Consider the following 26,271-nt stretch of genomic DNA (forward strand, 5'->3'; position numbering starts at 1 on the left):
CTGTTAATCCCATTGTCACTCCGGAAGCGATACCGGTTCGAACTCTTGGAGTCCGAAGTACGTCAGTACGACAGCGCCCAGTCCGGTCAGGAGAAGTCCGCCCGCAATCAGGTCCCCGAGGATCGGAATCACTCCGATCACCTGTAAGAGCACCATGATACCAACGACTCCGAGACCGGTCGCTAGTCCGACTTGTGGGATGTTCAACTGTTGACCAGCGAGATATCCCAGTGCGATGATTCCGTAACCAATGGTCAAGAAACCGATTAGAAGGCCGAGTATGCTCACAGGGAGGAGGATCAGGGTGAACGCCATGAAGACGAACACGGAGAGGAACGTTACGGAGAGAAGTGCTCCCACGGTGAGGCTAATCAGTGGATGATCGTGCGCGGCTGCCCCGACAGTATCGAGCAGTGGTTCATATTTTCGGGAGAGTAACACCCCCACAAGCGCTAGTATTAGCGTTGTCACCACGACCGGCGTATACGCGGCGATCGGACCGGGTTCAGAGGATTCAAACGCGACAGTGGTCCGCTCCGTGATGGTTGCTTCGGCGGACAGTTCCTCGCTCCCACCGATATGCTGGAGTTCTCCGCCGATCGTTGCATCGTCCTCAACGACGAGTAATCCGGAGAGTTGCGTCACGTCACCCTCGACTGTTCCATGGACCCGAAACTCGCCACCGATAACGTAGACCGGACCGGACACTACTTCGCCGGCCGGCACCGTGACCGTCGCGTCCCCGACGATCAATGCACCTCGGTGCTCGGTCATCTCGTGGTCACCTTCGATAACGAACTCAGTGGTCTCGACGTCTGCCCCACCCGCCGAGATCATGAGCAACACGATTATCAAGAGCGGGATGAGTTCCAGATTCATGGCGTCATCCCTCCACGAGCCAATTCAACCATCCGATGCACGTATAGCACCACCGGCAGTGTAACGACGAACAGCAGTGCCAGCGCGTTCACGTACGTCAGATGGCTCAGCAGTGAGAGTCCCACCCCCTCGGAGTACAGCGCTAGCGAGGTACTCAAGAAGGTCGCTAGCCACCCCGTTATCCCGACACCGAGGGCCGTGTGCGTGCCGATCGTCTCGGGCGTCGAAAGATCCGGCCAGAGTGCAAAGTTGAGTGTCGTGTAGAAGCTGACCGCGAGCACGTAGAACATCGGCAGTACCAGTGGTGGGGTATCACCCGCACCAAACTGAATATGGAAGACATACAGGAGGTGCGTGAACGCGAACAGGCCGAACACCCAGAAGAACAGCCAATTCCGGTCGAAATTCGTGTAGATGACGCCAGCGGCGAGCGCCCCAATGACGTGCAAGACAGCGATAAACAACCGGACGCTTAGGTCGGGGGATTGCCAGGACGTGTAGATATACAACGGCGTTTCGATGATCCGGAGAAAGCCCAGGCTATCGATGAAGAAGACGCCAAACATCAGCACAACCGGTCCCAAGAACGCGAAGCTAACCGTTCGAACCGGTATTGGCCGACAGAATCGGCCAGTTCCGAACGCGTCGCGTTCGTGTTGACTGGCGAGACTATCAACGAATCGGAACCGCTTGACTGAGAGAACGGCGAGAACGAGGACAGCTGGACCCATCATCGCGCTCATGACGAGACTGAACTCGTCGATCTGCCACTCGATTGGATACAGGGCCGCGACGAAAAACGACAACCCTGCCACGATAGCAGCGACGTATCCCCGATCCCTCACAGGAACGAAATCGAGCATGAAACTAAACGACACCGGAATTCCGACGCCGAGCGCCATCGAACAGACGATCACCCAAAGCACGAACTGTTCGATCGTACTCACGTATGGGGCAGCGATCGTCAGAAGCAACTGGACGAAAACGACCAGAAAGAGCAACCGGAACTTCACGTACAGGTCCGTGCTCCATCCACGGCGATCCATCAGGACGCCGCTGGAGACGGCTGCAACGAGGGTGAAAAGCGCAAGTATGGCCATCACTATCGACACGTCCCCGGGGGCATACCGATCTCCTGTGTTCCGAGGTCGGTCAGTCCCAGTTGGACGAACGTGAGGTTGTAATAGTACCCGGCCGTGAGCGCAGACACGTAGATCAGATATCCAGTGATGGGGATCCACTGGCGCTCTCGGACGAACTCGAGGAGTTTCATGGAGTGCCGTAATCCTCTCTCTGGTATAAATATTGTCTCCAGTCATACATATTGGCAGTACTGTAACTCAAGTATACTTGAGGTGTTCTCTATAGTAGCCACTGAACGTCACTGGACACCTGATCGAATGACTGCATTGCGATCAGCGTGTAAATCGTTTCAGTGGCTACTAAAGGACGATCGCTGGCGTATCGAACTCACAGAAGAGTGGCTACCCGTCCTCAGCGGGATATGAATGGGTTAGTAGGGCGATTCCAACACACTTGGAATCGGAGCGGGGTTGATATAGGACAGGACGAACACATTCACTGTCGCGTTCCCACGGCGCGACACGATCCAATCACCACCCATCCCCACTGATCCAGTTTCCATGCCGCCAGGCGGCCATCCCCCTGTGCCTATCCGGGCGGCATTTTGAGGTTTCTCACAGCGATCAAACGCCGAGCGATAGCTATCCGATCTCGAGTGCGTCGACGGCTCCGGCGGGCTCGCCGTCGTGACCGACGAGGCGATCGGCGGCCAGCTGCAAGACGTGTTCCGCGAGCTCGGGATTAGCTTGCTCGTAGTGGACGCTAAACTCGGTCAGGGCGACGGCGATCAAGGGACCTTCGCGTCTATCGGTGAGGGACATCGCTGTCGTTGGCCGCGGCTTCCCATCTAGAAACTCTCGCGTTACAAAAACGCCGGCCAGAGGCCAGCGTTGAGCCCCCATCCCCTGTAGGTGATCTGTCGCCAGGGGAGGGTCCGAGACCGGTGTGCGTGACGATTGGCTTCACGTCGGAACGTGATTCGATCTCGGAAGACGAGGGACCGTATGTCTCGTGTCGGACGGGTTCTGTCAGGTAACGACTGAACCCATTCCCCCTCGTCATCATCATGTGATGTCCGTTTTCAAATAGCTCTATTGGCTGGATACGTTGGTAACAATGATGTTACCGGCAGCTGATCGTAAGAGTAGCCTCGTTTACTCGTCAGCCGATTCGTCGTTCTCATCCTCGTTCAGGTGCCGTTCTTTCTGGGCGACGTCGGTAGCCGGCCAGTCCTCCCGTTGATACTCTTCAGCATGTTCGGTGTTGACGTGCTCGAGGCGTCCGGTTGTATTGCCGGCCGTAAAGTCGCAGTCGTCGGGCGATGGACACTCGTGGATTCGAACGCTGGAGTGGCCATCTGAGTCAGTTATCTCTGCGCGGTTTGAGAAATGGTGGTAAGGATATCTGTGAATGTACTGCCGGTCAACCTCCCAGCTGCGACAGATGTTCTTGTCTTCGTGCGAGAAAAAGTGCGCGAATGCGGCACGAGATAGTGACCAATCTACGAAAGTCGTGATCGCTCAGTACAGGTGAAAGCATGACCGAAATTACTCTAGACATGTCGATATCCGATGATATTAAAATCACATAAAACACTTTTTGGATATCGTTTATATGAATGAAACCAATAGTATATGGGGAGTAATTTACTTTCTACGAGGAACCTCAGAACTCGTCATGGAGTGTCCTAAGCGTGGGAATATTCATATACGTGTCCATTCCTGCTCTTTTTCTGCGTTTCTCTATTACCATTTTGTATGCTTATCGTGGAGTATTGGACAGATACCCCTCTGCTGAAAACCGCTTTCGAATACGTCCCAGAGATAAGTGTGTATCCTGAAGAAGGGTATATTGACGAGAGGGCACACTATATTTTCTGGGCTAGTGGCGGGGATTTCAATGCCTTTGAGGAGGGCCTTGATGCTGACCCGACGGTCACAAATTCGAAAACTCTGACCGAGCTGGAAACGCGTAAGCTGTACCGGGTCACATCTACTGAACAGGGAGGAGACTCAGGGAGACTCCAGGTTTGGCGTGACCTTAACCTTGTGCTGCTTGACGGAGAAGGAACTCTTGACGGTTGGATACATCGGATGCGGTTTCCTGATCGGGAGGCACTTACACAATATAACAGGATTTTTCAGGAGCAGGGATGGCCTTTCCACCTTCAAACGGTTTATCGTGAGTCTGAAGCACGGAATGATGTTGATGCATTGTTAACGGACAAACAGAAAGAGGCCCTTGTCGCTGCTTATGAGATCGGGCATTTCGATATCCCGCAAACTGCGTCGCAAACTGACGTTGCAGCAGAGGTCGGTATCTCTTCTCAGGCACTCTCCGAACGGCTCCAGCGAGGGATACGAACCTTGATTGAGGCCACAGACATCTCCCCATAGAACTTAAACCCCAGAATATTCCCCCACCGAGGCGATAGGTCTACGAGCGTTCTTTCTCTATACTGATGGCAGTTCAAACGTCTATCTACGAAGCGGTTGGGGCACCACGGCGTCGTAAAGTTTGTCAGTACCTGGAAGGTACTGAGGATACCCCGGTGACGCTCGAGGAGGTAGCGACACACGTCGCCACGAACGAACAGACTGAACGCGATAGCCCCGTATCAGAGAGGGAATCCTACCGGCGGATTCGTATCGAACTCCACCACCAACATCTTCCAAAACTGGCCGATGCTGCTGTCCTACAGTATGAGTCCGACCGGAAGTTAATGAATGCTAGCGCTAAATTACCGGCAGCTATCGAACTCACTGAAAGTGTGCAAGGAGCCGCTGAGAGTGCTACCCCAAACCCATAGACGTCCTATAGTAGCCACTGAAACGATGTACACACTGATCCTAACGCACTCGTGCGATTTGGTGTGCATTGACTTTTAGTGGCTACTATATCCGCATAGATTTTTAGGGGCCGGTACGCGTTGATAGAACAGTTGACGCTCATTAAGCATAAAACGGGATCGTCGTGGTGAACTCATGCTCTCTATGCAGCACCGGGTGATTTGGCAGCGGGGTGATCGTTCCGTTATTTGTGGTGGACTCGACGGAGTGCGTCGGCGGTCGCAGTTCCGGAGATCCGGATGTACTTCTGATCAGTCGCACGGGCACTCCAACCCATCAGTGTCTGTAGCGGTGCAGGGGCTACACCCTTGTACCCCTGATGACTGCTTCTGCTGCATCGACGGCGAGAATTCATTGAGAGTCCGTATCGAAACTTTATAGACTCACCTCCAGACTCTTACTCATGGTAACATTTAGCAAGGATAGGTTGTATTCTCATATGCTCGTTGCGGCGAATAGTCGGGAGGTGAGAACAGTTGTAACGGGCGCAACGGAGGCGAAGAGAATGTCAACAACAGAGATAAAAGGCCAAGTCCGGCGGGCGGAAGACGCCGTAAATGCCAGAGATTACGACGCCTTTGGCGAGATTTTCGCGAACGACTTCGTACTCGAACGAGAGTTATAGTAGCCGCTGAAAGTCACTGCACACCTGATCGCGCAACTGCATTGCGATCAGCGTGTAAATCGTTTCAGTGACTACTATAGAGGAGATACACGGCGTTAACGGATACGTAGAATACCTGGAACAGCTCCTTAAGGCATTCCCAGACCTGACCGTCGCCTTCGAAGAGATGGTTGCCGAAGGTGATACGGTGGTCGTCCGGTATTCAAGTGTTGGCACGCACGAAGGTGTATATAGCGGCGTCGAGCCAGCCGGTAAGCAAGTCACCATCTCGGGGCTGAGACTGATTCGGGTCGAGGATGGAAAGATAACAGACGTCTGGAGTCGCGCGAATAATCTGAGCCCCCTCGGCCAGTTAGGGGTCGTCGACCTCTCGACGGAGTAATCCTTCGTCCACTTTTTGACGTCCCTCATCCGGCAATACTAGGGTAGGCAGAAACGTGCTGCATACACCATCTGTATCTTGTAGCCGGTTCTTGACAGGAACCGGGTAGATCTCGACCTGCACTGGTATGTGAGTCCCCTGTAGTGAACGATAACTACGTGTGCATGCTTCTCAGGCGAAAGGCTGTCCTAAACCAGTGAGATCACGATAACGACACTGCCGCCAATACCAGCAAGAATACCGACCCCACGTGCCAGCTGCTCACCCCACGTAACCGTCCGTTCGAGCGAGAGCACAACTGCGATGAGTGCCATCCAGACGATATTCATCGAACCCACGATCACCATAAATGCGAACAGCGCCCAACAACACCCGACACAGAAGACGCTGAACTGCCAGCTCATCCGGACGGCACCGCGCACTCCCGTCCGATAATGGCTCAAAAGGACCCCGAGCGGTGACCGGCAATACCGCAGACACCGATATTTGTATGGTGAGAGCTGGTACCCCGATAAGAGTAGCAACGACCCACCCATCAGAAGCCCACTGTGGGCGTTCGTGAGACCGACAATCGGCACCAGCGCATTGACAGCAAGCGGGACAAGTCCTGTCAACGTCCAAACGAGTGCGTACGTCCCGATAAACGCCCCAACTCGCGTTGCTTTACCCGTGGCTGTCGTTCCCTCGAGCGTCTCGGCGTAGAGCCGGACGAGCGGGACCGACGACGGGTACATCATGGCGACCATCATTACCCCCACATGAGCAGGTACAAGCTGATACCAGTCACCCCATTCGAGAGCGCCATCGCCTCCGGTGCTCCCGGGTCGGACATGTGCATTTGCACACCCCTCTGTCCGCCAGGCATCGGGAGCCAGCGACCAATGACTGCTGCCCACGCGAGCAGCGCGATTACGTAGGTGATGAGCGCGATAATCGGGATTCGCCGGTGAGTGATCCGATTCCGAAATGAGTCATGTGTCCCCATGATCGAGTGACTATCTCGCTGTCCTACCGCCCTCAGGAGTTCGCCAATTCGAAGTCGCCGAGATAGGCGTTGTTTCCGGAGACGTCCCACGTGAACTGGTCATCGTAGGAGACCGTGGCCGTGGTTGACTTCCCGGTCTGTACCTCCGTACTCTTCGTCAGTGGGTGGGGTGAGATCGTACCGACTTCCTCGTTGAACCCGACCGCACCGCTCGCATCCATTTCGATGGCATCCCCGATCTCAACGGAGAAGTCCGCCCCGTCCCGCGAGAAGCTGATCGGAACGGTTGTGACGTCGGCGGATCGGACGTGTGTGTCAGCGACGGGCGCCCAGATGCCACCGGCGCGGCCGGAGTAGATGTCCTCGAGGGCCTCGCGCTGATCGTCGTTGGCTGTCTCGTCGATGAGTAACACGATGTCCCACTCCGTCTCGGGGCGAACATGACCCCCTCATCGGTCGAAATGAGCATGCCGACATCTACCCCACTTAGGTCGACATCGCCGTAGCTTCCCTCCTCGATATGCCACGCCAGTGAGACGGTACAGACGTCATCGTCCGGTGATTCCATCCATACACACTGGCATGCAACATCACAGTTACAGGCTTCAACGTAGTCTCCCTTGATGGTCCATTCTTGTACCATTGATGAACACCGTGAGATACGCCAGCAAGTAACACGATAAAGCTATCTAGTGAAAATATACCACCTGGTGAAATCGTTGGGTTGACTTCCCCATTCACCTGTTAACGCATTTCATTAGTAAACATCCGTGCACGTTATCTCGTCCTGTATTGAGCGATTCTACCCACCCGATAATGGAAGAGGTCGTGGTGCATTCGCGACCTGTATCCAGTAGACGACTTTTAGGAGATTTCAGAGAAGTCAATAGCCAATCTGGCAACTGGTTCGCCTATACTGATCGATTGGTTGCTCAAGGCCTGATATCGGAGAGTATCGGGGTAGAACTATAGTAGCCACTGAACGTCACTGCACACCCGATCGTACGACTGGAGCGCGGTTCGGAGCGAGCGCGGTTTGGAGCGAGCGCGGTTCGGAGCGAACGGAGTGAGCGAGAACCGCGGGAATGCGAACGGCGAGCGAAGCGAGCCGTGAGCGAACGGAGTGAGCGAGAACCACGGACTGTGCGATCGGTGTATAAATCGTTTCAGTTGTTACTATAATTCAGTCGTGAGACGCTCGATCTCTGTTTGGAGTGTATCGATACGCTTGTTCTTTTGTTCGAACGTTGTCTCGAGAAAGATGAATATACCAGACGAAACGAAGCGTCTCATCTCTTATAAGTGAGAGGGTTGACGGAATTGGTAGTACGAGAAAAAGTGAGCTGCCCGCCTGTCCCCGATACGTCGTCGACGATGGCGCGGAGGTGGTCGTTGCGGTCGTCTGTGTAGAACGTAACAAAGGCGAGGTCGTCACAGACCGTTAGGTCCGTGACTGCCGACGTGCCCGCAGTTCGGATCAACTCGATGAAGCGGAAACGCCAAGAAACTCGAACGGTTCAGTCTCGACGAGTTCAGTAGCGACATCGCCAGCGAAGACATTCCCCTGATTCTCACCGAGTGGTAGCGATCGAACTCCGGCATCGGGGGCGAAGTCGATTCCATCGAAATCCAACCAGAAGACGTTCGGTGAGAGCGCCGACTCGAAGTAGTAGCGTCGATCTCGGTGATCGGCGACCGTGCGCCAACGCGTCGAGGAGATATGTGGTTCGTCCGGTGTACTGATGCCGTAGGGCACGGAAACGTTGCGGATCGCGCCGAAGACGCTCGCCGTTGCGGTTCGACGGTTCTGGGTTTGCGGGATCGCGTCCACATAAAAACTTGCGCGGGCGAATCGGTCAGCCGGGCGATTCGTTCCCGGTAACATGACGGTGCCGCCGATTGCCGACCAGTACTCGTCGAGTGCGAGTTGCTGGTCGAACGGCGGGGAGTTCGTCATTACCTGATATTCCTGATCGTGGTGGATTGTTAATTCACCGTCGACATACTCGAGGATGGCGCTGTCACCCGTGGCGTCCGAGATGGACAGGTGTAGGGTGGCGAACCGGCCTTCGTCCGGGATTTCGTCGGAAACGACGACGAAGTCCTCTTTCCGGTGGTTCTCGACCGCCTCGGCCACCGTCGCGAAGTTGTCGAGGAGGTACTGTGCCCACAGCGAGACCGCCAGTCCGGGTGTGTTACCATCCCACTCGGGATAATCAGATTCGGTGAGCCACAGGACGTTTGTGGCCAGACCCGCCTCGTTCATCCCGTCGGTCGTCGCGATGTCGTACGCCGACGCGATAACACTGCCGTACTCAGCAGTCCATTCCATCGAGGCCGGGCCGACGTTGCCCGTTCGCTCCATTCCGCGTGGGAATACCCAGATGTTGGTACCAATCTCGCTGTGCCAGTCCATCGACCGAGCGGTGAGCACGATGTTCTCTGGTCCGAGATATACTAATCGGGTACACATTTACACTCTCCCTCCCGTTTCTCGGCTGTTGTGCCACATGATCTCATCGCACGTTAAGCAAGAAAATAAGTTCAGTCTAGGACCAACTGATATGTTCTGGCTGCGTAGGGACTGTCCCTCGAATTCGGAAGGTGCTACGGGAGTACGCCGATTCCGGTGCGACTAGGGGGTCGACTAACGACTAGCCAGCACATCGCCCCAGCAGTCTTATGGCCGCTCGTCCGCTCCACCCGTATTCAGGACCGATCGGAACTGGTTCGCACTAGCGCCTCGGCCGTAGCGGCGTACCGGCCAGCCTGGACTTCGCCGAACGAGACGACCAGCATCGTCACCCAGGCTCCGGAATCGACGACGGCGTACGACAGTTCCGACCCGTCCACTCGGCCGTGATAGATGGGAACGCCGTCGAACGTTCCCACAGGGTACCCGAGGACGGCCGCGATTTCATCGGGATCGACGTCCGATGCGTGGTCCCGTATCTCGGTGAGTGATTGCAGACTCGTCGGATCGACTGTACACAGACTGCCGTCGATATCGATCGAGAGCACTGCTCCCTCCAGCGATTCGAAGTACGATATATCGTCGTCTCGTCGTTCGATATCCATGTGTTTCGGGTCTTGGACGGTCGTCAAACGATCAGCTACGGACGGTGCCCAGCAGCATCGCTCTCACTGGTCTTCCTGTTCCGGCTGGTTGTGTCCGGGTCCGCCGTCAGTAGTCGAGTCCGGTTCGATGTTGGGGCCATCCGGTTCGTCGATCCCCTCCGCGACGAAGACGGTGCTTGCGATGTCGCCGTTCCCCGTCGCCTGTAGTCCCTGATCGAGGCGTGCCACGTAGTCCGCGCGGGCCCGGACATTCGCCGTCGATAGCGTGTCGCCCGCTTGCGAGAACGTTCGTTCGTGTGCGAGGTCGGCACGGAGCAGGTCCGCGTCGATCGCGGCCTGGATCGAATCGTTCACGGCGTCGATGTACACTTCGATCTCCGTCCAGGGCCCCTGGCTCTTTACAGACTCCACGACCAAGTCGGCATACACACCCTCCAGAAACGCCGCTGGATCGTTCACGTGAGGCCCCCTCGTGAACTCGTGAAGTTCGGCATCGAGCCGTCGCCGCCACTCGTCGGCACCGTCGTGGACTGCTTCGAGGAGGGCTTGAACGTACACGGCGGCGACGAACTCGGCCGGACGCTCCGGCAGTTCTTTCGTCGCGGTCGCTTCGATCCTGGCGCTCACGATCTCGAGCCATTCGTCGAGCTCCGAAATATCGGTCTGCGTTCGGCCGACAATCGCGAGTGCCTCGGCGTAGATCCGTTCGAAGATTCCGACTCGCTCGATATCGATCCAGTCGAACGAGAACTCCCCGTCGAATACCGCAAGGACCTGGGTCACTCCGAACCGGACCTCCTCCGGCCGGGCGTCGGCAGCGAGTGCGAGTGCCCTGCCGAAGACGGAAGCCACGTAGACTACCGGATGGGGCGGATTATCCGGCGCGTTCGCGGCCGTTTTGATCTGGGACAACACCGACTCGACCAGCCGTTCGTGCGTCCGTTCGCTGACGTCAGTTCGGGTCAGCACTGCCGCCAGGATCTCGGCGTCCGTCGCCGCGAAGGCGTCGAACCAGTCCGTCTTGTCGGGCCCGTCGATGGACTCTCGACTGGTCCGAAACGAGTGGATGAGCACTTCGATCCACTCCTGGGTGCGATCTGATTCCCCGTTGGCCGCCCAGTTCCTGGCAGCCCCGCCGAATACGTCGGCCAGGAACGTAGTCGGATCGTCGACCGAGTCGCTCGTGGTCGCTCTCGCCTCGATCCGATCCGTGAGGCCGGTATACCAGGTGTGCTCCCCGCGTGGTGTGACGCCGCCGTCCGAATCCGCCGATTCTGGTTCGTACCCCCGAACGTGCGTCGACAGCGCACCGCGATACACGTCCGTCAGATACTGCGTCGTTTCCTCGGGAGGTCCGTCGGCTGCGATCCCTCGCATCACCGACGCGTCGTATCGTTCCATCCAGTCCTCGAAACCGAGGGAGGACTCGAACGGAATCGTTTTACTACCGTACGGGTACTGACTGACCTGATCCGGATCGTCGTTCTCGACCTCGCCGAAAGCAGCGAGCGCCGCTGCATGGAGGCCTGCCCGGACCGTTCGCTCGTTCTCGAACGGTTCTGCACTGGCGATCGAATCAACGATTCGGTGACACCCTGCAAACAACTGCTCGGCGTGGTCGATATCACCGGATCGGACGACGACCCAAACGGCTTGCCCATACGCGTCGAGGACGAACGTCTCGGGGTCCTCGATGAGTTCCGTCGCTGTCGCCGTTTGGCACACGCTCTGGCCGACGGCGTCGATGAAGGGGGCGAACACCTCGTCAGGACAGCCGTGCTCGAACACCCACATGCCCAGGCCGGCGACGTAGACATCTTTGAGCATCACGCACTGGCTCTCCCGGTCAGTGATGTCCTGGGCTGCCTCCCTGGCGCGGGACGCGATATCGGCCACCCAGGCCGACAGTTTCTCAGCCGAACACTCGACATCCGCAACTGCCCCGAGCATGGACGCGAAACTGTTTCCGAGGATGCCCATGGTGTATCGGTCGTTGGGGCTCATCCCGTACTGGCGGACGCGCGAGACGATGGTGGAGATGCCCCCGTTGGCCGCCGCTGGATCGTCGGCCCGTCTGACGATCCGTCCGACTGCGCCTCCGTAGACGAAGTGGAGCGGGAATTGCCACCCGTCGTCGACCATCTCGTGAAGTGCCGCGTCGACACATCCGATCGCGCCGTGGTTTACGATCGACCCGTCTGGCGGCTGGGCGAGCCTCGCCAGTGCGCCCGTAAAAGCGGTGGCAAACGGCTCCAGGTCGCCGCCGACGGCTTCGCGACCGTGCGGAGCGGCGGTCTCGTTCGTGACCTCCAGCACGCCGCGTGCGACGGCGTGAACCCACTCGTCGGTCGTTGACTTCGCTCTCGCCACGGCCGCAATGGCGGCCCCGTAGACCTCGCCTCGGTACAGGAGCGCTTCGTCGGAGTCGTCAGTCCGGTTCAGGCCCACCTCCGCCACGAGGTCGTCGATGACGGAGAGCCACGGCCCGGCAGCGGTTGGCCCGTGGGTCATGGAGATGGCGTCGACTGCCTCGGCGACGGTGGCCCCGACGTATTCCCCGTCCAGCGAGTGATCCGGAACCCCCGCAATCGCTGCCAGTGTGCTCTGGTCCGTGACCGACTCGACGTCGACTGTCCGACGGGACGGTGACTGCACCTCGTTCCACCCGATCGCATCGAGCAGGTCCCCAGCGACGGCTGCGGGCTCTCGATCGGGCGAGCCGTACATGTCGTCCATGCTGATCTCGACGCGGTCGGTCCAGGCTGTCAGTTCCTCACAGCCGGCCCGCTCACAGACGTCGTCGAGTCGGTCGCGGTAGGCGTCATCGCAAATGAGCAGTGCACCCACACAACTCCCCTCGTCGACCCACTCGGGGAGTGCTCGCAGACCGTCGTCGCCTGGTATCCTCGCAGGCCCGGCACCGTACGTCGCGACGACGACGGCGTTCGGCGTCGCCTCGACCCCTTCGCGAATGTGATCGGGATTGTTGAGAGCGGGGAGTCTGATAGTTGCTCCCCACTCGGCGAGTTCCGTGACCAGGGACGCGGCCACGTGACGCTTCCCGCTCGCTTTGGGACCGGAGAGAACGACCAGTCCCCCATCGAGTGCGTCGAGGAGGTCCGTGTCGTCGGCGAACGATCTCCAGTCCCTCCCGTTCTCGCCCTCACCGTTTGTCTCCTGGAACTGCGCCGGCAGTTCGCGCTCGGCGGCAGCGTCGTACAATGCCTGCGGCCCGTCCCAGTACCAGGAACCGACGAGTCTAAACAACCCGTACTCCTCGGGGTCCGTCGAAATCGCTCCGAACGTTGAACTGGCCGACTGGAGCACGTCGACTGGCTCACTGACCGCCTCACGTGCCACGTCGAGTACCGATTCCCGGTCGCCGTCGTCAGCGAGACGGTCGCCGATCAGTGCCCGTGCGGGATCGGCGGCGAACACCGTGAGGTGATCAACCGTTCCAGGCGGGAGATCCAGTGCGATCTCCAGTGCTTCAGCGGCCGTGGACACTATTCGAAGCCGAGCGAGTGACTCGAGCCAGTCCGCCTCCTCGTCCAGTCCAACGGCGACCAGCGCTACCGCGGCGAGGACCGGTGGTGCGCGTTCGTTGGGGATCCGGCTTGGAAGGCCACCGCTCGGAACGAGTGGTGAGACTGCGTCCGCGAACTCTTCGCTGAACGGGTCGATCGAAACGTCGTAGCCGCCGAACGCTCGCCTGACATCTCCGGGCAGTATCACCGACGCAGCGTCCTGTTTCGAGAGGGAGGCAAACGCTTCCGGCGTGACGGTCGCATCGTACCAGCCGAGATGTGCCTGGAGCTGCGGGGTTTCGAAGTAGTACGGCGGATATCTGGCCCGGTCCAGCACGACCGATAGTTCGTCCTCTCGGAGGTCGCCCACACCGCGCTTGCTGAGACGCTGCCGAACCTCGTTTATTGCCGCCGGAGCAGCAGTCGGCGGCGTTCGTACCACTAACACTGTATCGACCGTCTCGACGAACTGTCCGGCGACCCCCAGATCACGCTGGCAGAGCCAGTCGAAACTCCGCGGTCGGGCGAGGAGTACTGCACCACCCGATCCGGCGAACAGCGATTTCTCGCCGAACTCGTACGTGTAGGTCGCTACGCTCTCATCGTCGAGGTCGAACACCGCGGACACGAAGTCCTCGAGGATGACGAGTTCGTCGTCGACGGCTACTGTCTCGGGCAGTTCTCGGACAGTTCGACCGACCGACCGCAGCCGCTGTGACGTTCCGATACCGGGTGCACCGAGAACGAGCGTCACCTCGTCCGGTTCGACTGCATCCACCAGTTCACCAGGCCTAACTTCCTGTATCGTACAATCCATGAGTTTGCGGCAACCCACCCCGTCGACGAATCTGTGCGAGAGTACGACAACGGAAGTTGGTTGTATTTGTCTAATTCTGACCGTAATATAACAGTTTCTATCGCCAACGATCTGACGTGTGTTCCGCTGCATCTCGACGACCGACACCGAAAACCGAGCTTCCCCATCCAACTTGCTCACGGCTGACGCCGTTCGCACCGTGAGGGGAGCGGGAGACCAAAGGTCTCACGGGCCAAGCGAACGGGCGCTTCGCGCCCGTGAGCAGCTGGGGTTCCTGCTTCCAAGACGTGCTTTGCAGAAATCAAAGTGGACACTGGCGCTTGATCAGGAGCGTATTCCGATACAAGGAGTCATAGAAGCGACGCTGGACCTCGAGCCACTCCAGGAACTCTGCGCTGGCCTGCCGCGTCGTCGACGCCGGCGACGAGCTCGGCAATCCATGCTCCGATAGTGCTGTTCATCTCCTGGGATCTCGTGTCGGTATCCTTCGAGGAAACCGACGAGTCACTGATCGTAGCCATTGTGTTCACCGAATCGAGTTCACGGCGACTGCGTCAGTGCAGACCGCGGTGCACCCCTCAACAGGGGACAAAAAACATCACCAGTAGCCCGCTTGCCGGCGTCTCAGCGGCCGATTGTGCCCTGGCGTGTGATCGGGGCGTCGGGGTTGATGGTAAATGCGACGATGGTCGAGTCCTCGGTTGCAGTGACGGTTACGTCGCCGTCGTCAGTCACGAGTGCGTTCTCGGTGTACCCGACGGACTCCTCGCCGACGTTGACGGTTCCCTCGAAGACGTACAGATAGGTGTGCCAGTCCGACTGGGACGGTAGCGTGACCGTGGCGCCGGCGCCGAGACGGCAGTCGTAGAAGTCGACATCGTTGCGGACGAACAGTGGTGCATCGGTCCCCTCGGGCCCGAACAGGTGGCGCCACTCGTTCGCAACGGGATCAGGAATCGGCTCGTGCTGGATGTTCGGCTCGAGGTCGAGGCTGTGCGGCCGAACGAAGATCTGGAGCATCCGCAGCGGCGGGTCGTCCGCGAGCGTTTCCTCGGCGTGCCAGAAGCCGCTGCCGGCGTTCATCACCATCAGGTGTTCGGGGTCCGTTACGAGTTTGTTACCCTGCCGGTCGTCGTGGCGCATCACGCCGTCGGGCACCCAGGAGATGATCTCCTCGTTGCGGTGCTGGTGCATTCGGATGAGTGTCTCCGGATCCATGAACGACTCGACGACGGTCGCAAGTGGCCCGTATCCGTGGTCGTCGTGTTCGGGGACTGCCCTCCCAGGGAAGTTGAGGTGGATTCTGAACGTGCCCTGGTTCTGCGAGATGTCCGTTCGCGGCGACGTGTGGATACGAGGTTGCGTCTGTGTTGAGGGCGAATCTTCCATCACCAGGTCGTAATCGCTCAGCCGCTATATGGGTTCTGCGCGAGCTCCCTCAATGTGACACTCTGGATGGGCTGGTTGTTCAGTCCGGTAGAGTACATCCGGACGGGAAGTAGACGCTCCGCTCGCTGCCGATCTCTTCAAGATCCTCCGATGGCGGTGGAAATATAATAACAACTGAAACGGTTTATACACCGATCACACAGTCCACGGTTCTTGCTCGCGGTGCTCGCTCGCGGTGCTCGCTCACGGCTCGCTTCGCTCACCGTTCGCATCCCCGCGGTTCTCGCTCACTACGTTCGCTCCGAACCGCGCTGCTGTCGTACGATCGGGTGTGCAGTGACGTTCAGTGGCTACTATAGCACTCGTAACTGCAGTATCCACAGACAGCGCCGGTATCGTATTCAGCGGCGTCGGGGCCGCGACGGACTCGTCGTGGAACGGGTGGACTCGACTCTGGTCTTCCTGATGTGGATCGGTCGACTGGAGATAGTCCCCGTGCTGGCGGTGTTCATCTCCGCGATTGACAGTCGGTGACGGACGAGCCGAGGTGAACCTAAACGACGAGTTTTCAGCGCTGGAGAGGTATTTTAAACTCTTCTGCTGCTCCAGTGGCGCAGAGCGTACCTTCTTAACTGACGAGGATATGAGTGCTCGTATGACGAGGACTGATCAACCGGACGAGCGGGACCTCCTCGACCACATTCTCCTGCCCGTCGCCCACGAGGCGGACGCGCTGGCGACGGCACGGGTGCTTGAACCCTACGACCCGGAGCAGGTTACCGCGCTGCACGTCGTCGAGAAAGGCGGAGGCGTCCCCGACAAGACGCCGGTCGAGCAGTCAGAGGAGCTCGCGGCCGAGTCGTACGCCGCGGTTCGAACTGTGTTCCCAGACGCCGACGACCACACCGCGTACGACCGAGACATCGTCGGCGCGATCTTCGACGCCGTCGACGAGGTCGGCGCGAGCGCGATCGCCTACCGCTCTCGAGACGGCAACCGCCTGATGCAGTTCCTCTCCGGTGACCTCTCGATCAAGCTCGTGACGAGATCGCACGTGCCCGTGATCGCGCTTCCGCGCGAGGGAGCGACCGAATGAGCGACGAAGAGCTCGCGAAGGACCTCGGCCCGCTGGCGGCGCTTACCATCGGGATCGGGACAATGATCGGCGCCGGGATCTTCGTTCTCCCCGGCACCGCGGTCTCGCGGGCCGGCCCCCTCGCGGCGTTCACCTTCGTCCTCGGCGGCGTCATCGCCCTGTTCACGGCGTTGTCGGCCTCCGAGCTCGGTACGGCGATGCCCAAGTCCGGTGGCGCGTACTTCTACGTCAACCGGGCGCTCGGACCCATGTTCGGCTCCATCGCGGGGTGGGCGAACTGGCTCGGGCTCGCGTTCGCCTCCGCGTTCTACATGTACGGCTTCGGCGAGTACGTCAACGCGCTCGTCGGGCTCGGATCGGTCGGACTCGGACCGGTGTCGCTGGAGGCCGCGCAGGTGATCGGCCTCGCCGGCGCGCTGCTCTTTATCGCGGTCAACTACTTCGGTGCGAAAGAGACCGGCGGACTCCAGATCGTCATCGTCATGTCGCTTCTGGGGATCCTCGCCGTCTTCACCGTCGTCGGTCTGCTGAACGCCGATATGGAATCGCTACGACCGTTAGCGCCGCCGGGGACGACGAGCGAAGTCCTCCCGGTGACAGGGATCATCTTCGTCTCGTATCTGGGGTTCGTCCAGATCACCTCGGTCGCCGAGGAGATCAAAAACCCCGGGCGGAACCTCCCGCTCGCGGTCCTCGGATCGGTCGTCATCGTCACGGTCGTGTACGCGCTGTTCCTGGTCGTGTTACTCGCGGCAGTGCCGACCGAACTGGTCGCGAACAATGAGACCGCAGTCGTCGACGCCGCTCGCCTGCTGTTTGGCAACTACGAGGTGTTCGGCTACTCGCTCGGCGCCGTCGGCGCCGGCATGCTCCTGCTCGGCGGACTGCTCGCGACTGCCTCGTCGGCGAACGCATCGATCCTCTCGTCATCGCGGATCAACTTCGCGATGGGGCGCGAGAAGATCGTCACCCCGAAGCTCAACGAGATCCACAAGCGGTTCGGGACTCCCTACAAGTCGATCGCACTTACCGGCGCGCTCATCCTCGTCTTCCTCGTTGCCGGCGGCGTCGAGTCGCTGTCGACCATGGGCTCCGTGCTCCACCTCATCGTCTACGGCCTGCTCAACCTCGCGCTCATCGTGATGCGGGAGTCGGGGGTCGAGGGGTACGATCCCGACTTCGAGGTCCCCTTCTACCCCGCCGTCCCGATAATCGGGACGGTGTCGTCGTTCGCGCTGATTGTCTACATTGAGCCGACGATAATTCTGATCTCGTTCGGCCTCGTCGCCTTCGCCGTGCTCTGGTACCTGCTGTATGCCCGCGGAAAGGTGGAGTCGCGCGGCGTGTTGGGCACGTGGATCCTCGACCGTTCCGACGAGCTGCCGAAGGCCGCCGTGTCGGCGGCTACGTCGGTCCAGCCGAGCGGCGACGACTACCGCGTGATGGTGCCGCTCGCGAACCCCGCGACTGAGGAGCACCTGATCACGCTCGCGTCGGCCATCGCCAAGCAGCGCAACGGGACAGTCGTCGCGGTCAACATCGCGAACGTCCCCGACCAGACGTCGCTGGAGGCCGCGCGTGACCGCGGCGCCCACGAGGCGGCACACGACCTGTTAGACCGGGCCCGTGACGACGCCGAGACGTTCGGCGTTGACGTGGAGACGCACGTCGTGTTATCACACCGCGTGTTCGAGGAGGTGTTCGACGCGGCCCGCACCTACGGCGCCGACCTCACCGTGATGGGCTGGGGAGAGGACTCCCATGGGGCGCCGGGGCGCGCGGAGACGGCGGTCGACGAGCTCGCTCACTCGCTGCCGTCCGACTTCCTCGTGTTTCGCGACCGCGGGTTCGACCCCTCGCAGATTCTCGTGCCGACCGCCGGCGGTCCGGCCTCGGACTTGTCCGGCGCAGTCGCGAAGATGCTCCAGACCGAGTTCGACGGTGAGGTCACCCTGTTGCACGTCGCCGACGACGAGGCGGCGGGCCGTCGGTTCCTCACCGAGTGGGCCGCCGAGCACGACCTCGCCGACGCGACGATGCGAATCGAGAGCGGCGACGTCGAGTCGGCCATCGACCGCGCCGCGCGGGACGCCACGATGCTGATCATCGGCGCGACCCAGAAGGGACTGCTCTCGCGGCTGTTCCGCGGATCGGTCGTGTTGCAGGTGCTCGAGGACGTGGAGTGTTCCGTGCTCCTCGCCGAGAAGCGCGACAACCGCAGTATCCGAGCCCGGCTGTTCGGAAGCGGCGCCCGGGCGACTGCGCCGAGCGGGTCGGACGACTCCGACGGTCCCACTGCCGATACCGACGCCACGCCCGAACCGTCGACGCCGCCGGTCGAGGGCGGCGAAACCGACAACTGATCGGCGTCACCGACACCGTCCGCGCCCCCTCTCGTGTCACGGAACGATAGGCTTTCGGTGATAAATTCTGAATGGCAGTCACGTGTATAGTGACAACTGAAACGGTTTGCACACCGATCGTACAGTCCGCGGTTCTCGCTCGCGGTTCTCGCTCACTCCGTTCGCTCACGGCTCGCTTTGCTCGCCGTTCGCATTCCCGCGGTTCTCGCTCACTCCGTTCGCTCCGAACCGCGCTCGCTCCGAACCGCGCTCCAATCGTGCGATCGGGTGTGCAGTGACGTTCAGTGGCGACTATATCTGATCGTCGTGGGTGCGGGCAACATCGGGACACCGCCCGTCGAACTCCCGACCGAGCGGCAACGAGGTCATCGTCATCGAGCGCGACGAGGAACGCGCAGAGCGGGGGTCGAGGCAGTACAACTGTCTTGTTCTCAATGACGATGCGGCCTCCACGGAGACGCTCCGCGATGCCGGAGCTGATCGCACGGACGCCCTCATCTCTCCGCAGAACGCGTCCGAATTCTTCAGCGAGTCTCTCGAGTTCCGAAATCGACTCGTCTTCGCTTCCGTCCCATGCATGGTGGACCTCCAACCCAACTCGCCGAAGGGTCCGATTCCAATTTCCGAAAACTCGATTATACGGACTTGCAGTATAGGGGCCACCCGAGTCCCTCCTGTACGGCAGTAATCCCGTAGCGTCTTCATGTCCGGAATCGTCGCGATACCCGCGTCGATCAGTCGTGTATTCGGCGCTTCAAGCCGCTTCTCCGGTGAGAATTCTGCTGATGATTCGGATTCCTTTGACGAGTTACCCATTCTGGACGCCGCCACCCTTTGGCGGCGCAAAAGACCTCACAGAGAGGTGAGACGCTGGGGACGGCACGTTCCGGTTCAGAAGACGCCAGCGATGAATCCGAATCCCATGACGACGAGGACGGTCGCTGAGAACAGCGGAAGGTACGGTGTGTACTTCTCAACGGTTTTCTCGTACTCCTGATAACCAGCGATGAGCAGCATCGTCAACCCGACGATACCGATGATGACCGTCAGCGCGTACGCGGTCATCAGTTCTAAGCAGTACGTCGAACTGGCACAGAGAGCGATGATTTCGAATTCCTCCTCGTGGGCGAATCCGAGGACGAATGCAAACCAAGCGATTCCGAACAGTCCGCGGTCGGCGTCAGTAGCTGGCTCTGTTCCGTGCTCGTGAGAATGTCCACCGATACCTCTAAGCCGAATTCTCACGTGTTTAAGGACCCCATTTGGGGAGTGTTCCCGCGTCGGTGACGTGGCGTGATCGTGATGAGCAGAATGGTCCCCCGTATGTTCATTCTGCTCGTGATCATGGGAGTGGCTGTGTGTATACTCTCGAATTCCGAGGCCAATGAGTAATACCCCTGCAACGATACTCACCGGGCCTCCGATGGTGCTGCCGCCGAGAATCGAGATGGGCTCGTTTACTTGAGTCAGCTGGAAGTACGATTTCGTGTAGAAGAACACGCCGACCATCGCGAGACTGCTGATGAGGTGTCCGATGCCGATGAGGAAGCTGGCGGCGAACCCGTAGAGCCACTTGTTGGATTGGTCGAGCGCATAACTCGCGGCGACCGGCCATCCGTGCCCGGGTTCAACGCCGTGCACGAATCCGAGCGCTATCGCGCCGGCGAGTAGTGGAACTGCCTCACCGTGGAACATTCGCTTATACCTCTATCGCTGCATCGTATAGCGGTTGTTACGACTGAAATGGGACTTCCGTAATAATCGAAGGCTCAAGACAGTCGGAGACCAACTGGGAACTATGCGAACGAGCTTGAACGTGTCTGAGGATATTCTCGACGAGTTCGACGAGACGTGGCAGGCCGAGGGATTGGACTCTCGCTCACGGGCGATTCGGGAAGCGATGCAGGAATACATCGAAGGGCATTCACAACTCGAAGAGGTCTCGGGTGAGGTCGTCGCCGTTCTGGCCTTTGATTACCAGCACCACGAGGTGATTCATGACCTCCACTCAGCCCAACACCAGTTCCAGGACGTCATCGAAACGATGAGCCACACTCACCAGGGCGACTGGTGTTTGGAGACGGTCTTCTGTCACGGCGATGCGGCGCGGGTCAGGGAACTCGTGTATCGGCTCCGTGATTTCGATGGAGTCGGTCGCGTGAAGACGATGCTCCTCCGAGATACTGCGCCGGACGGCTCTGCTTGAGGAGTCACTCGATACAGCCACTCATCTTGGACGTATCGCGTCGGAACGCCTGGCAGGCCTGCTTGAACGCCTCGTTGAACGTCGAGAACGGGTGTACGGTGTCGATGATATCGTCCACGGTCAGGCCGAACTTCACCGCCAACGTTGCTTCCCTGATTATACCGGCAGCACGGGTCCGGCCATGTGGATGCCAGCGATCTCGTTGTCGCCGGAATCGAGGGAGATTACCGAGCTAACCACCGAAACTCGATCCCACTCATCTGTGTTGGTTACTCGGGACGCTCGTCTCTGGGCTACTCGAGAGCAGGCCCGTAGCGGGCTGTACCACACTTGGCACTCCCAGATTGGTTTCCCTGTCCACGTCTCATCAGGGATCGATTCATGGGTCATGAACTGATGGTCGGTCGCCTTCCCGCAGTTCTAACAGTCGAGGTACTCTGTCGTCGGCCCCGACGGAGGCTGCCTATTCGACTCACCCGCGCCAGCCGTCTCGGTGAGTGCCATCGCTGGAACCAACTCCCCCTCGTCGTCGGCGTCCTCGAGGGCTACTTTGGGGCGCGATTCGTCGCGGATGCCGTTCCCACTCTGGTCGTAGAGCCGCGTCGGGGCCGGCTGGTGGTGCTCCGACGCCGTTTGTCCTCTCCCACCTGTTGGTCCGCGGGCGGCTGCGAGAAGCTTCTCACCCGCTGTTGAGGCGCTGGGCGTAACGTACCTCGCCAATGGTCGTCGGATTGCCGCTCGCGTTCTCCGTCAGTCCGCTCAACGAGGAGGCGAAACTGCTCGTTTTGCTCGTCGGCACCAGTTCCGTCGCCATGCTCGGGTCCGTGGCGCTCGCGTTACTGGCCGGTGTGAACAACGGTATCGGTAGCGGAGGCTACGGGCCCGTCGTCACGCTGGGGCGGCTCCTCTCGCGGTGATTATCCTCCCTCACGCGGTCCGGGTCCCTCCGAACGCGATCTGGCGCTATCATTCCAATCTACGCGTTCGGGATCGGTCTCCTGGGCCTCCTGCTCGGTCTGGAGACCTGACCGCCGTCGGCTCGAGCGCACCGGAGCGGACCTCCGTTATTGATCCGTTTCGGTCGGCACAACCGGGTCGGATCCCGGATCGAGTTTCGAGGAGTCACCCGAGATCAGGCTTATTATCGGGATTCTTAGGCGGTGAACACGGGGATATCAAGCGAGCCGACCACCCGGTTCGTGATCGACCCGATGAGCGGCTTGTCGGGATCCGAACGCCCGCGTTTGCCCATCACGACGAGATCGATGTCGTGTTCGTCGACGTACTCGAGGATGGCCTCGACGGGCGTATTCGCCTTGACCGCCGTGACGCAGTTGACCTCGGCGTCAGCGGCGAGGTCCTCGATCTCCGAGATAAACGTTTCACCCTTCTTCTCGAGGCGGCGTCGCGTCTGTGCGATGTCGCTCGGGACCGCGACGTAGTCGGCGTCGCCCATGTCCATCGCGTACAGGACGTGCAGCGTCGCGTCGTTTCGCCGCGCGAACTTGATCGCCTGTTCGGCCCCGTTGCGAGCGGCTTTGCTGCCGTCGGTTGGAACAAGGATATCGTCGAAGTCACGTGGTTCGTCCATAGGTAACGGACCACGTGGAAGTGGGTAATTCTTGCCCCCCGCTTCCGACACTGCGAGCGGCCACTACGCGTCGGAGCAGCAAAATCGAATCGGCAGTGATATGATACTCTTCGACAGCCAGGCGAAAACGGTACCGAGGGCCCGCCGCGGTCTGCTGCCGGCATCGTTCGGTTCCCTCTCGCGGTGTGCACACGGCAGAGTGGTTTTTTGAGCGCCGTGGTGAGCGCCATAACACATCAGTTAACGAATTGCAAGAGTACGACCTGGAGAAGATGAGTGACACCGAAATCCGGAGCTTCCTGTCGACCCAGAAAACTGGCGTTCTGGGCCTCACCGAGGAGGACGCCCCGTACCTCCTTCCGCTGACGTTCGGCTACGACGGCGAGACGTGACTCTACTTTACGTTCCTCCTCGGCTCTAGACGCTGTTCAGAGTAGAGTGTGAAGGAGTGAGGCGGTGGAATTCGTTGTGCTATGCCAGAATTCGACCGCCTCGACGGATCTAGCATCGGGATCGAGCTATATTTTGTGGATCGCGAGCAGACACCGCGCGAGCTCATGGAACTCAGTATCCAGCTGTACGAATCATCACTTTTGGATACTATCTCTATCTGAGAGTGCTTCGGTGTCGAACGGGCGCACTCGACTGTTCACAAGTGGGTCCAAAAGGCCGACGTACAGCCGACAGACGGTGCCCAGTCGGATCACAACGCGCTCGACGAGACCGTGATCCATCTCGACGATCAGCGCTACTGGCTGTACGCTGCTGTCGATCCCAAAACGAACTAATGTCTCCAATTCAGGCTTTTTCCAACGCGAAACGAGGGTATTACCTGGATCTTTCTCTCTGAATTCCCCGAGAAACACGACGTCGACGACGCCGTGTTTCTCGTCGATTTCGGACCCTGACTGAAAGCTGCACGCAACCAACATGGCCTCCGATTTCGTCACGAGACACACGGAAATCGAAACGCCGCCAAACATCTCTTTCAATGGGTAAAACGGTGGACCTACCAGTTCGAAATTGCTTCAGAAACGCCGAGCCGAATACCGCCGAAACGTGGCTCCAGCGCTACGCCTACGTATGGAATCAACGAAACTGAACACGGCCCCCTCACGGTGCCGAAAGACTCAGTATCGGTACCAAATGAGGGTAGTGAAGCAGGGCCCAAAGCTTCGGGTGTATTAACCAACGATTTGGACTCATCCCTCGGACCCGTTGGGTAACTCAGTCACCCTCCTGCAGCGGAGAACACAAACCCGGAAGAGACAGGAATCTACCTCCGACGAGCGGCTGCGCTGCGTACAGTAACTTAGTCCCCGCCGTTGCGGTGCTCAGAATTAAGCCGAGCAGACGCGTCTGCAGAGGCGCGTAATTCAGTGAGTAAGCTGCTGAGCGTCAGTGGCTCGGGAAGTAATTCGTCGATTCTCTCAGCGTCTGTTCGGCCTCGAGGACTATCTCGTGCAGTTCATCGACGGGAATCTGCCCGTCTTCCACGGCACCACGTTCTGGGTGATATCCCTGATCGCCGTACTCAGAGTCGGGAACCAGGTCAACATCGAGAGCTCGGTCGAACTCAGGGATGTCCTGTGGATCAGGGTCATCTGGCGTCATTGGTCGAGCACCTCGATGTCGGGATTCACACCGGCTGGACCTGCGACCGCTTTCGCACGCTCGAGTTCTTGAACGAGTTCGATGTCGAACCGCAACGGACCGTCTGTGTACGATCGCGCTTACGTGTTCGATTGCTGCAGACCGGCCGATCGACGAACGGCTATCTGACGACAATAACGGTGGTCGGCGAGCGTCGGACGACCATCTCCGCGACGCTCCCGAGGAGGATCCGCGATACTCCTTCCCGTCCGTGGCTGCCGATGGTGATAGTGTCGAACTCTCCCTCTTCAACTCGGTCGACGATCGTTTGAGCCGGTTTTCCGGTATCGATCTCGGTTTCGAGTTCGCGATCGTATTCCGTCGCGATTGTCATCGCATTCTCGAGGATCTCCTCGCCGTGTTCGCGGCCTTGTTCGGCGCCGAGTTCCCCGGCGTCTCCGAATGCAGCCCAGTACCCCGCAGGAATCGGCACGATATACAGGGCCGTGACTGCTGCATCGGGAAACGTTTCGAAGGCGTACTCGAGTGCCTTTTCGGCAGGGCCGGAGTCGTCGTATGGAACGAGGATTCGCCCGCTCATACTGAGATGGACTGCAGGAGCGACTATAATGGTATATGTATGTGATCGGGTACGACTTCGAAACACGTTCCCATCGAGAGGCACAGTCACGACAACGGAACGTGTGGTCTTCTCTGTCGCGTCCCCCACCAGATCGGAATCGCGCTACTCGCGTTCGGCGTGTTGCTGGCGCTCTTCGACACCGTTCTGGATCGGTAGTACGAGCGGTACTGAGTTTCGACACACCGCCGTCGATCGCTGGTCGAACCCGGTCTCGCGCGAACGGTCAACGCCGTTCCGCCGACGTAGCCCGAGCCCAGCGCTATCCCGTCGAACACAGACTACGAGACGATCGGGAGTCTATAGTAGCCACTGAAAGTCATTGCACGCCTGCTCGAACGACAGCTGTCCGATCAGTGTGTGAATCGTTTCAGTGGCCATTATATTATATCCATGGCGGCGAATGCGTCCGTATGGACGTTGGTCTCACGGTCGGCGATTCGCTCGAGCGGACGGAACGAACGATCGAGGGATTCGACCTCGCGGAGCTGTCGGTCGGCGACGGAACCGATCCCGACGAGATCGACGTGGGCCAACTCGAAACGATACTCGCTGCTGCGGATGCCGACCTGTGTGTTCACTTGCCGTTCAAGCAGGTCGTCGCGACGCCGGTCCCGGAAATCAACGACGCGATCGTCGACTACCTGTCGCGGTTGCTCGAGTGGGCCGGGACTGCAGATGCGGAGAAAGCCGTTCTTCATGGAACGGCTCGGAACCCGCACGATACGGACCTTCGACCCGTCTTTGCCGACCAGCTCGAGGCGATCGGAACGGCCGCCGCCGACGCCGACGTGGAACTCGTCGTCGAGAACGTCGGGCATCAAAAACGCGGATTGCCGCTTACCGTTCTGGGTGATCTCGCACGCGAAACCGAGACGGCCGTCTGTTTCGATGTCGGTCACGCGTACATGGAAGACGGCGACGACGGCGTCGATCGATTCTGTTCGCGGTACGGTGACCTCGTCTCGCATCTCCACGTCCACGACGCCCGAAGCCGGGGCGATACCCATCTCCCGATCGGTGCCGGCGAAATCGACTACGGCGTCGTTACGGATCACCTCGCGGGATTCGAGGGAACCGTCGCGGTCGAAGTCTTCACCGACGACGTCACGCTGTTGCGCGACACCGCACGGCGAGCGAGGACGGTACTCGAGTCCGATTCGTAATT

21 protein-coding genes and 9 pseudogenes are annotated in these 26,271 nt (G+C 59.4%); 12 read left to right on the forward strand and 18 right to left on the reverse strand.

All coding sequences use genetic code 11. From position 1 onward, the window contains the following. Window positions 1-15: 15 nt before the first annotated feature. The 4 genes from CP556_RS23700 to CP556_RS23710 form a co-directional block, all read right to left on the reverse strand. Window positions 16-879, reverse strand: coding sequence for a hypothetical protein (locus CP556_RS23700; protein WP_098728047.1), 864 nt, complete (start codon window positions 877-879; stop codon window positions 16-18). After that, window positions 876-1,979 carry a hypothetical protein gene (locus CP556_RS23705; protein WP_218012004.1) on the reverse strand — a complete coding sequence of 368 codons (1,104 nt, stop codon included), beginning with the start codon at window positions 1,977-1,979 and terminating at the stop codon, window positions 876-878. Before CP556_RS23705 ends, CP556_RS23700 begins: the two co-directional genes overlap by 4 nt. 2 nt (window positions 1,980-1,981) lie before the next feature. Beyond that, the gene (locus CP556_RS26475) at window positions 1,982-2,152 is read right to left on the reverse strand and encodes a hypothetical protein (RefSeq protein WP_218012005.1); all 171 of its coding nucleotides are present in this window, start codon (window positions 2,150-2,152) and stop codon (window positions 1,982-1,984) included. A 451-nt stretch (window positions 2,153-2,603) separates the two neighbouring features. Next, on the reverse strand, window positions 2,604-2,783 hold the full coding sequence (locus tag CP556_RS23710) for a hypothetical protein (protein ID WP_098728048.1): 180 nt from the start codon (window positions 2,781-2,783) through the stop codon (window positions 2,604-2,606). Between the two features lie 936 nt (window positions 2,784-3,719). On the opposite strand from CP556_RS23710, the gene CP556_RS23715 reads away from it, so the two are divergent. The 4 genes from CP556_RS23715 (at window position 3,720) to CP556_RS23725 (ending at window position 5,818) form a co-directional block, all read left to right on the forward strand. Beyond that, window positions 3,720-4,358 (forward strand): helix-turn-helix domain-containing protein, encoded by a 639-nt coding sequence (locus tag CP556_RS23715; protein ID WP_098728049.1) that lies wholly within the window; start codon window positions 3,720-3,722, stop codon window positions 4,356-4,358. A gap of 65 nt (window positions 4,359-4,423) precedes the next feature. After that, window positions 4,424-4,771 carry a DUF7344 domain-containing protein gene (locus CP556_RS27650; protein ID WP_486187792.1) on the forward strand — a complete coding sequence of 116 codons (348 nt, stop codon included), beginning with the start codon at window positions 4,424-4,426 and terminating at the stop codon, window positions 4,769-4,771. A gap of 443 nt (window positions 4,772-5,214) precedes the next feature. After that, entirely contained in the window at window positions 5,215-5,436 is a 222-nt protein-coding gene (locus tag CP556_RS23720) for a hypothetical protein (protein WP_098728050.1), read from the forward strand. Window positions 5,437-5,503: 67 nt separating this feature from the next. Then, entirely contained in the window at window positions 5,504-5,818 is a 315-nt protein-coding gene (locus CP556_RS23725; protein ID WP_176548331.1) for an ester cyclase, read from the forward strand. 188 nt (window positions 5,819-6,006) lie between these two features. Here CP556_RS23725 and CP556_RS23730 read toward each other — a convergent pair. From CP556_RS23730 to CP556_RS23760, 7 genes and pseudogenes are all read right to left on the reverse strand, one after another. Then, window positions 6,007-6,803 (reverse strand): annotated as a pseudogene (locus CP556_RS23730) (DUF2182 domain-containing protein). A gap of 32 nt (window positions 6,804-6,835) precedes the next feature. Continuing rightward, a pseudogene (locus CP556_RS23735) lies at window positions 6,836-7,371 on the reverse strand (DUF1326 domain-containing protein). Between the two features lie 909 nt (window positions 7,372-8,280). After that, window positions 8,281-9,276, reverse strand: a complete 996-nt coding sequence (locus CP556_RS23740) for a linear amide C-N hydrolase (protein ID WP_098728052.1) — start codon at window positions 9,274-9,276, stop codon at window positions 8,281-8,283. Between the two features lie 236 nt (window positions 9,277-9,512). After that, a complete protein-coding gene (locus CP556_RS23745) occupies window positions 9,513-9,881 on the reverse strand; it encodes a hypothetical protein (protein WP_098728053.1) in 369 nt (122 codons plus the stop codon). Window positions 9,882-9,944: 63 nt separating this feature from the next. Continuing rightward, window positions 9,945-14,186: a hypothetical protein gene (locus CP556_RS23750; protein WP_255291590.1), complete on the reverse strand. Its 4,242-nt coding sequence runs from the start codon at window positions 14,184-14,186 to the stop codon at window positions 9,945-9,947. Between the two features lie 346 nt (window positions 14,187-14,532). Beyond that, window positions 14,533-14,746: pseudogene (locus CP556_RS27070) on the reverse strand (DUF955 domain-containing protein); the annotation flags it as partial. A 103-nt stretch (window positions 14,747-14,849) separates the two neighbouring features. Continuing rightward, window positions 14,850-15,614, reverse strand: a complete 765-nt coding sequence (locus CP556_RS23760; RefSeq protein WP_098728055.1) for a pirin family protein — start codon at window positions 15,612-15,614, stop codon at window positions 14,850-14,852. 655 nt (window positions 15,615-16,269) lie between these two features. Between CP556_RS23760 and CP556_RS23765 the strand changes: the two genes are divergently transcribed. The 3 genes and pseudogenes from CP556_RS23765 to CP556_RS27460 all read left to right on the forward strand — a co-directional run. Next, window positions 16,270-16,710: a universal stress protein gene (locus tag CP556_RS23765; protein ID WP_098728056.1), complete on the forward strand. Its 441-nt coding sequence runs from the start codon at window positions 16,270-16,272 to the stop codon at window positions 16,708-16,710. After that, complete coding sequence (locus CP556_RS23770) at window positions 16,707-19,073, forward strand: amino acid permease (RefSeq protein ID WP_098728057.1); 2,367 nt, start codon at window positions 16,707-16,709, stop codon at window positions 19,071-19,073. Before CP556_RS23765 ends, CP556_RS23770 begins: the two co-directional genes overlap by 4 nt. A 267-nt stretch (window positions 19,074-19,340) precedes the next feature. After that, window positions 19,341-19,575 (forward strand): annotated as a pseudogene (locus CP556_RS27460) (NAD-binding protein); the annotation flags it as partial. Between the two features lie 185 nt (window positions 19,576-19,760). Here the strand turns inward: CP556_RS27460 and CP556_RS27655 are convergent. Further along, window positions 19,761-19,889, reverse strand: a pseudogene (locus tag CP556_RS27655) (DUF8129 domain-containing protein); the annotation flags it as partial. 75 nt (window positions 19,890-19,964) lie between these two features. After that, window positions 19,965-20,768: a hypothetical protein gene (locus CP556_RS23780; protein ID WP_098728058.1), complete on the reverse strand. Its 804-nt coding sequence runs from the start codon at window positions 20,766-20,768 to the stop codon at window positions 19,965-19,967. A 103-nt stretch (window positions 20,769-20,871) separates the two neighbouring features. Here CP556_RS23780 and CP556_RS23785 point away from each other — a divergent pair, with 103 nt between their 5' ends. Then, the gene (locus tag CP556_RS23785; RefSeq protein WP_098728059.1) at window positions 20,872-21,279 is read left to right on the forward strand and encodes a CopG family ribbon-helix-helix protein; all 408 of its coding nucleotides are present in this window, start codon (window positions 20,872-20,874) and stop codon (window positions 21,277-21,279) included. Between the two features lie 4 nt (window positions 21,280-21,283). On the opposite strand, the pseudogene CP556_RS27465 reads toward CP556_RS23785, so the two are convergent. Together CP556_RS27465 and CP556_RS23795 are read right to left on the reverse strand one after the other, a co-directional pair. Further along, window positions 21,284-21,564: pseudogene (locus tag CP556_RS27465) on the reverse strand (mercuric reductase); the annotation flags it as partial. Window positions 21,565-21,572: 8 nt separating this feature from the next. Then, window positions 21,573-21,975 (reverse strand): annotated as a pseudogene (locus CP556_RS23795) (biosurfactant protein 1); the annotation flags it as partial. A gap of 23 nt (window positions 21,976-21,998) precedes the next feature. Here CP556_RS23795 and CP556_RS23800 point away from each other — a divergent pair. After that, a complete protein-coding gene (locus tag CP556_RS23800) occupies window positions 21,999-22,196 on the forward strand; it encodes a hypothetical protein (RefSeq protein WP_098728061.1) in 198 nt (65 codons plus the stop codon). A gap of 236 nt (window positions 22,197-22,432) precedes the next feature. Here the strand turns inward: CP556_RS23800 and CP556_RS23805 are convergent, their stop codons facing one another. Beyond that, entirely contained in the window at window positions 22,433-22,870 is a 438-nt protein-coding gene (locus tag CP556_RS23805) for a universal stress protein (RefSeq protein ID WP_098728062.1), read from the reverse strand. Between the two features lie 272 nt (window positions 22,871-23,142). Here CP556_RS23805 and CP556_RS23810 point away from each other — a divergent pair. Then, a pseudogene (locus tag CP556_RS23810) lies at window positions 23,143-23,259 on the forward strand (pyridoxamine 5'-phosphate oxidase family protein); the annotation flags it as partial. Window positions 23,260-23,343: 84 nt separating this feature from the next. Beyond that, window positions 23,344-23,972, forward strand: a pseudogene (locus tag CP556_RS23815) (IS6 family transposase). 296 nt (window positions 23,973-24,268) lie between these two features. On the opposite strand, the gene CP556_RS23820 reads toward CP556_RS23815, so the two are convergent. Both CP556_RS23820 and CP556_RS23825 read right to left on the reverse strand, forming a co-directional pair. Continuing rightward, window positions 24,269-24,484, reverse strand: coding sequence for a hypothetical protein (locus CP556_RS23820; RefSeq protein WP_141551757.1), 216 nt, complete (start codon window positions 24,482-24,484; stop codon window positions 24,269-24,271). Between the two features lie 160 nt (window positions 24,485-24,644). Next, window positions 24,645-25,064, reverse strand: coding sequence for a universal stress protein (locus CP556_RS23825; protein ID WP_098728063.1), 420 nt, complete (start codon window positions 25,062-25,064; stop codon window positions 24,645-24,647). Between the two features lie 452 nt (window positions 25,065-25,516). Here CP556_RS23825 and CP556_RS23835 point away from each other — a divergent pair, with 452 nt between their 5' ends. After that, window positions 25,517-26,269, forward strand: coding sequence for a sugar phosphate isomerase/epimerase family protein (locus tag CP556_RS23835; RefSeq protein WP_098728065.1), 753 nt, complete (start codon window positions 25,517-25,519; stop codon window positions 26,267-26,269). The last annotated feature ends 2 nt before the right edge of the window (window positions 26,270-26,271 follow it).

This window comes from Natrinema sp. CBA1119 (assembly GCF_002572525.1).
Lineage (GTDB): Archaea > Halobacteriota > Halobacteria > Halobacteriales > Natrialbaceae > Natrinema.

Bases quoted from the DNA above. Each gene is read 5' to 3' on its own strand.
- CP556_RS23700 (WP_098728047.1), bottom strand. From the start codon at position 879: ATGAATCTGGAACTCATCCCGCTCTTGATAATCGTGTTGCTCATGATC.
- CP556_RS23705 (WP_218012004.1), bottom strand. From the start codon at position 1,979: ATGGCCATACTTGCGCTTTTCACCCTCGTTGCAGCCGTCTCCAGCGGC.
- CP556_RS26475 (WP_218012005.1), bottom strand. From the start codon at position 2,152: ATGAAACTCCTCGAGTTCGTCCGAGAGCGCCAGTGGATCCCCATCACT.
- CP556_RS23710 (WP_098728048.1), bottom strand. From the start codon at position 2,783: ATGTCCCTCACCGATAGACGCGAAGGTCCCTTGATCGCCGTCGCCCTG.
- CP556_RS23715 (WP_098728049.1), top strand. From the start codon at position 3,720: ATGCTTATCGTGGAGTATTGGACAGATACCCCTCTGCTGAAAACCGCT.
- CP556_RS27650 (WP_486187792.1), top strand. From the start codon at position 4,424: ATGGCAGTTCAAACGTCTATCTACGAAGCGGTTGGGGCACCACGGCGT.
- CP556_RS23720 (WP_098728050.1), top strand. From the start codon at position 5,215: ATGGTAACATTTAGCAAGGATAGGTTGTATTCTCATATGCTCGTTGCG.
- CP556_RS23740 (WP_098728052.1), bottom strand. From the start codon at position 9,276: ATGTGTACCCGATTAGTATATCTCGGACCAGAGAACATCGTGCTCACC.
- CP556_RS23745 (WP_098728053.1), bottom strand. From the start codon at position 9,881: ATGGATATCGAACGACGAGACGACGATATATCGTACTTCGAATCGCTG.
- CP556_RS23760 (WP_098728055.1), bottom strand. From the start codon at position 15,614: ATGGAAGATTCGCCCTCAACACAGACGCAACCTCGTATCCACACGTCG.
- CP556_RS23765 (WP_098728056.1), top strand. From the start codon at position 16,270: ATGACGAGGACTGATCAACCGGACGAGCGGGACCTCCTCGACCACATT.
- CP556_RS23770 (WP_098728057.1), top strand. From the start codon at position 16,707: ATGAGCGACGAAGAGCTCGCGAAGGACCTCGGCCCGCTGGCGGCGCTT.
- CP556_RS23780 (WP_098728058.1), bottom strand. From the start codon at position 20,768: ATGTTCCACGGTGAGGCAGTTCCACTACTCGCCGGCGCGATAGCGCTC.
- CP556_RS23785 (WP_098728059.1), top strand. From the start codon at position 20,872: ATGCGAACGAGCTTGAACGTGTCTGAGGATATTCTCGACGAGTTCGAC.
- CP556_RS23800 (WP_098728061.1), top strand. From the start codon at position 21,999: ATGGTCGTCGGATTGCCGCTCGCGTTCTCCGTCAGTCCGCTCAACGAG.
- CP556_RS23805 (WP_098728062.1), bottom strand. From the start codon at position 22,870: ATGGACGAACCACGTGACTTCGACGATATCCTTGTTCCAACCGACGGC.
- CP556_RS23820 (WP_141551757.1), bottom strand. From the start codon at position 24,484: ATGACGCCAGATGACCCTGATCCACAGGACATCCCTGAGTTCGACCGA.
- CP556_RS23825 (WP_098728063.1), bottom strand. From the start codon at position 25,064: ATGAGCGGGCGAATCCTCGTTCCATACGACGACTCCGGCCCTGCCGAA.
- CP556_RS23835 (WP_098728065.1), top strand. From the start codon at position 25,517: ATGGACGTTGGTCTCACGGTCGGCGATTCGCTCGAGCGGACGGAACGA.